General features: G+C 51.5%; 8 protein-coding genes. All 8 read left to right on the forward strand.

The genetic code is table 11. The features are described 5' to 3' along the window. Positions 1-265, forward strand: a 265-nt coding sequence (locus VB081_RS04940) for a 50S ribosomal protein L6 (protein ID WP_323399733.1), incomplete at its 5' end; no start/stop codon positions are given. A 17-nt stretch (positions 266-282) separates the two neighbouring features. Next, complete coding sequence (gene rplR / locus VB081_RS04945; RefSeq protein WP_323399734.1) at positions 283-651, forward strand: 50S ribosomal protein L18; 369 nt, start codon at positions 283-285, stop codon at positions 649-651. An 18-nt stretch (positions 652-669) separates the two neighbouring features. After that, on the forward strand, positions 670-1176 hold the full coding sequence (rpsE, locus tag VB081_RS04950; RefSeq protein ID WP_323399735.1) for a 30S ribosomal protein S5: 507 nt from the start codon (positions 670-672) through the stop codon (positions 1174-1176). Between the two features lie 13 nt (positions 1177-1189). After that, a complete protein-coding gene (gene rpmD / locus VB081_RS04955; RefSeq protein ID WP_323399736.1) occupies positions 1190-1369 on the forward strand; it encodes a 50S ribosomal protein L30 in 180 nt (59 codons plus the stop codon). Between the two features lie 14 nt (positions 1370-1383). Beyond that, positions 1384-1824, forward strand: a complete 441-nt coding sequence (gene rplO, locus VB081_RS04960; RefSeq protein ID WP_323399737.1) for a 50S ribosomal protein L15 — start codon at positions 1384-1386, stop codon at positions 1822-1824. Continuing rightward, positions 1824-3080 carry a preprotein translocase subunit SecY gene (gene secY / locus VB081_RS04965; protein ID WP_323399738.1) on the forward strand — a complete coding sequence of 419 codons (1257 nt, stop codon included), beginning with the start codon at positions 1824-1826 and terminating at the stop codon, positions 3078-3080. Before rplO ends, secY begins: the two co-directional genes overlap by 1 nt. Positions 3081-3230: 150 nt before the next feature. Further along, the gene (locus VB081_RS04970) at positions 3231-3854 is read left to right on the forward strand and encodes an adenylate kinase (protein ID WP_323399739.1); all 624 of its coding nucleotides are present in this window, start codon (positions 3231-3233) and stop codon (positions 3852-3854) included. Then, the coding region (map, locus tag VB081_RS04975) for a type I methionyl aminopeptidase (protein ID WP_323399740.1) at positions 3851-4574 on the forward strand (724 nt) is incomplete at its 3' end. The genes VB081_RS04970 and map, both read left to right, overlap by 4 nt.

Genomic DNA, 4574 nt, shown 5'->3' on the forward strand with positions numbered 1-4574 from the left:
CGTCGGTTACAGGGTAGCGCTTCAGGGCACAAAGCTTGTATTCGGACTTGGGTATTCCCATCCGGTGGAAGTGGAAGCGCCTGCGGGCATTACGTTTGAAGTACCCAACCCCAACACGATCATCATCAAAGGGATCAACAAACAGCACGTTGGGCAGTGTGCAGCGAATATCCGTACTCTGAGACCGCCGGAACCCTACCAGGGCAAGGGCATCAAGTATCAGGGTGAATATATCCGCCGCAAAGTCGGTAAGACAGGTATGTAACGGAGGGTGATGAGCAAATGATTAGTAAAAAAGATAGAAATAAAGTTAGAAAAGCGCGTCATCAGAGAATCCGTAATAAGGTTTCGGGTACGGCAAGCCGTCCGAGAATGAACGTATACAGAAGCTTAAACAATGTTTATGTTCAGTTTATTGATGATGTTGCTGGAAACACACTTTGCTCGGCTTCCTCTATGGATGCTGAATTAAAGGGTAAATTGAGTGACGCAACGAAAGCGGAAGCCGCTAAGATGGTGGGCGAACTTGCAGCAAAACGCGCAAGCGCAAAAGGCATCAGCGAGGTCGTATTCGACCGTGGCGGTTATCTCTATACTGGCAGAGTAGCTCAAGTGGCCGAAGGCGCGAGAGCTGCCGGCCTCAAGTTTTAATAAGGAGGTACGGAGAAATTGCAGAAAGATAAAGCAATCGATGCAGGTGCTCTCGATTTAAAAGAGAAATTAGTAGCGATCAACCGTGTTGCGAAAACCGTTAAGGGCGGACGCAACATGCGTTTCACAGCGCTTGTAGTCGTAGGCGACGAAAACGGACACGTGGGCGTAGGTATGGGCAAAGCAGCAGAAATACCCGAAGCGATCCGCAAAGCGGTACAAACTGCGAAACATGATATGATCACAGTATCCTTAAAGGGAACATCTATCCCCCACGAGGTGATCGGTAAATTCGGTCGCGGCAGAGTGCTGCTGCTTCCCGCTTCGGAAGGTACCGGCGTTATCGCCGGCGGACCGGCGCGTGCGGTATTGGAACTTGCGGGTATCAAAGATATCCGTACAAAATCGCAGGGCTCCAACAACCCGATCAACTGTGTCAAAGCGACAATCGAAGGTCTTCGCGAACTCAGAAGCGCAGAGCAGGTAGCTCGTTTGCGCGGGATCAGCGTAGATCAGCTTCAATAGGAGGGGTCAGGCGATGAATTTAAAAATCAAACTCGTGAAAAGCCCCATTGGTTATGCGCAGGATCAGAAAGATACGGTCAAGGCGCTGGGTCTTCGCAAATTAGGTCAGGAAGTTGTGAGGCCGGATAACGCACCGATCAGAGGTATGGTTTTCAAGATCAAGCACCTAGTGTCGGTCGAAGAGACGAAATAACGGAGGAATAGCCCATGAAACTTCATGAACTTGCTCCTGCTGAGGGCGCGAAAAAGTCGTCCAAAAGAGTAGGCAGAGGATGTGGATCCGGTCTTGGCAAAACTTCCGCAAGAGGACAGAAAGGCCAGAATTCCCGCAGCGGCGGCGGCGTTCGTCCGGGATTTGAAGGCGGTCAGATGCCCCTTGCAAGACGTTTGCCCAAAAGAGGGTTCACGAATATATTTGCAAAAGAATATGCTGCGATCAACGTGGCAGCACTTGAAAAGTTTGACGACGGAGCAGTCGTTGATTACGAAATACTTCTCGGCAGCGGCTTGATTTCCAAAGCAAGCAACGGTCTGAAGATACTCGGAAACGGCGATCTGAAGAAAAAATTAACTGTAAAGGCTGCAAAGTTTACAAAAACGGCTGAGCAGAAGATTACAGCTGCGGGCGGCAGTATTGAGGTGGTATAATGTTTAAGACCATTGCAAATGCATGGAAAATCCCGGACATCAGGAACAAGATACTGTTTACACTGCTTATGCTGCTTGTATACCGTATCGGTGCTTTTATCCCGATTCCGGGCGTTAATATCGAGTTTATTCAAAGTCAGGTCGGACAGTACGAAGTGCTTGGATTTTTGAACCTGTTTTCTGGTGGTTCGCTCTCGAACATGACGATCTTTGCGCTTGGTATTACGCCTTATATCAATTCATCCATCATCATGAACCTGCTGACGGTAGCGATACCGAAGTTAGAGCGCATGGCAAAGGATGAAGACGGCAGGAAGAAGATCGCTTCGATCACAAGATATTTTGCTGTTATCCTTGGTCTCGTGCAGGCAATCGGCATCATGCTGGGGCTTGGTGCGCAGGCAGTGGAAAACACGCAGCCATTCACATATATTACGATCGTGCTATGCCTGACGGCAGGGACGGCGCTCATCATGTGGATCGGCGAACGTATCACGGAAAAGGGTATCGGCAACGGTATTTCGCTGCTGATCTTTATTTCGATCGTATCCGGCATGCCGGGTATGCTGCGGACAATGCTGGAAGGCGTTGGCAACGGCAGCATCAACTTCTGGTTGTTTGTACTGGTGATCGGACTTGCGTTTCTTATCGTTCTTGGTATCACGTTTGTGGATCTCGGCGAACGCCGTATCCCGGTGCAGTATGCAAAGCGTGTGGTCGGACGGAAGATGTACGGTGGTCAAAGCACACACATACCGATGAAGGTCAACCAAAGCGGCGTTATGCCTTTGATCTTCGCGATTACGATCCTCATGCTTCCGGGCATGATCGGTCAGTTCTGGCCGGAGAGTGGTTTCTACGCCTGGTATCAGGCCTGGGCTGGGCCGGGAACGGTCCTCTATGGTATCGTATATGCGCTGCTGATCTTGTTCTTCTCGTATTTCTACTCGCAGATTGCATTCAATCCGGTGGATGTATCGAAGAACCTGCAGCAAAACGGCGGATTTATTCCGGGCATCAGACCGGGCAAGCCTACGTCTGATTATCTGGCGAAAATCCTGTCGAGGATCACGCTCTTTGGCGCGATATTCCTCGCAGTCGTAGCGGCGGTACCGACGTTCTTCACCTTTATGACAGGTGTGGCGAGCGTGTTCGGTGCAACAAGCGTGCTGATTATGGTCAGCGTCGCGCTCGAAACGACAAAGCAATTAGAATCACAGATGATGATGAGGCACTACAAAGGATTCCTGAACTAAGGAGTGGTGTACGCTGGATCAAGGTGCGATCGTCAGAAATAGATCGGTTTTGCAAGCGGGAACGCGCAGCGAAACATCCTTGAGCAAAGGGGGCACGCGGGGGAAGTGCAACTTCCGCCCGTGAAGCGACTGTAAGGAGCGCAACTTAGTATGAATATAATTTTTCTGGGACCTCCCGGATCGGGCAAAGGCACGATGGCGGAGCGCGTGAGCAAAGCAATGAATCTGGCGCATATCTCAACAGGGGATATCCTGCGTGCGGAGATCAAAGCCGGCAGCGAACTTGGCAGCCTTGCAAAGTCGTATATCGACAAGGGCGCACTTGTTCCGGACAGTGTGATCATCGACATGATGGGAGAGCGCTTTAAACAGGACGACGCAAAAGGCGGCGTACTGCTTGATGGGTTCCCGCGTACAGTTGCGCAGGCAGAAGCGCTTGATACATTGACGGCGATCGATGCGGTCATCAACCTGGAAGTTGATGTACAGGTGATCGTAAACAGAGTACTTGCGCGTCGCGTATGCGACCAGTGCGGCAGTGTATATAGTGTGAAAACACACACGGCAGATGGCTGCGATAAGTGCGGCGGAAAGCTGATCACACGGCCAGACGACAACGAGCAGACGGTGCGCGAGCGCTTCCGTGTCTACGAAGAACAGACGCAGCCGCTGATCGATTTCTATGCACAGCGCAAAATTGTGAGCAATGTCGACGCGACAATGCCCATCGACGAAGAGGCAGCATACATCATCGATATACTGAAAAAGGTATGATCAATATTAAAACAGCGCATGAGATCGCTCTGATGCGGGAGTCCGGCAAATTGTTATATGCATGCATGGAAGAACTTCTAAGGCATGTAAAGCCGGGGGTAACCACAAAAGAGCTTGATCGCATCGCAGAGCAATACATCACCGACGCGGGGGCGCAGCCCTCGTTTAAGGGATATAACGGCTTTCCGGGAAGCATATGCAGCTCCGTCAATGACGGCGTGGTGCATGGCATCCCCTCGGATAAGGAAGTCCTTCGGGACGGCGACATCCTGAGCATCGATATGGGTGCGATCCTTGCCGGATGGCAGTCAGACATGGCGCGCACAGTGGGTGTCGGAGAGATATCGAAGGAAGCACAGCACCTCATCAAGGTCACGCGGGAAAGCTTTTACGCAGGCATGAACAAAGCCTGCGCAGGCAACCGCCTAAACGATATCAGCTCCAGCATCGAGCAGGTGATCCGTGCGCACAGGATGGGCGTGGTGAAAGAGCTCGTGGGGCATGGCATCGGCCAGGACATGCATGAGGCTCCGGATATTCCGAATTTCTCGTTCAAGGGTGCAAACCCGAGGCTCCGCTCCGGCATGGTCTTTGCGATCGAGCCGATGGTGACCTTAGGAACGGACAATGTCCGGTGGATGGACGACGGATGGCTTGTCAAGACAGCGGACGGTAGCTTAGCGGCACATTATGAAAACACGGTCGCTATCACGGATAACG

The organism is Christensenella sp. (genome assembly GCF_034927525.1).
In the GTDB taxonomy this organism is placed as follows: domain Bacteria; phylum Bacillota; class Clostridia; order Christensenellales; family Christensenellaceae; genus Christensenella.

Coding starts and splice junctions, on each gene's coding strand:
- secY (WP_323399738.1), top strand. CDS start 1,824: ATGTTTAAGACCATTGCAAATGCATGGAAAATCCCGGACATCAGGAAC.
- VB081_RS04970 (WP_323399739.1), top strand. CDS start 3,231: ATGAATATAATTTTTCTGGGACCTCCCGGATCGGGCAAAGGCACGATG.
- rpmD (WP_323399736.1), top strand. CDS start 1,190: ATGAATTTAAAAATCAAACTCGTGAAAAGCCCCATTGGTTATGCGCAG.
- rplR (WP_323399734.1), top strand. CDS start 283: ATGATTAGTAAAAAAGATAGAAATAAAGTTAGAAAAGCGCGTCATCAG.
- rplO (WP_323399737.1), top strand. CDS start 1,384: ATGAAACTTCATGAACTTGCTCCTGCTGAGGGCGCGAAAAAGTCGTCC.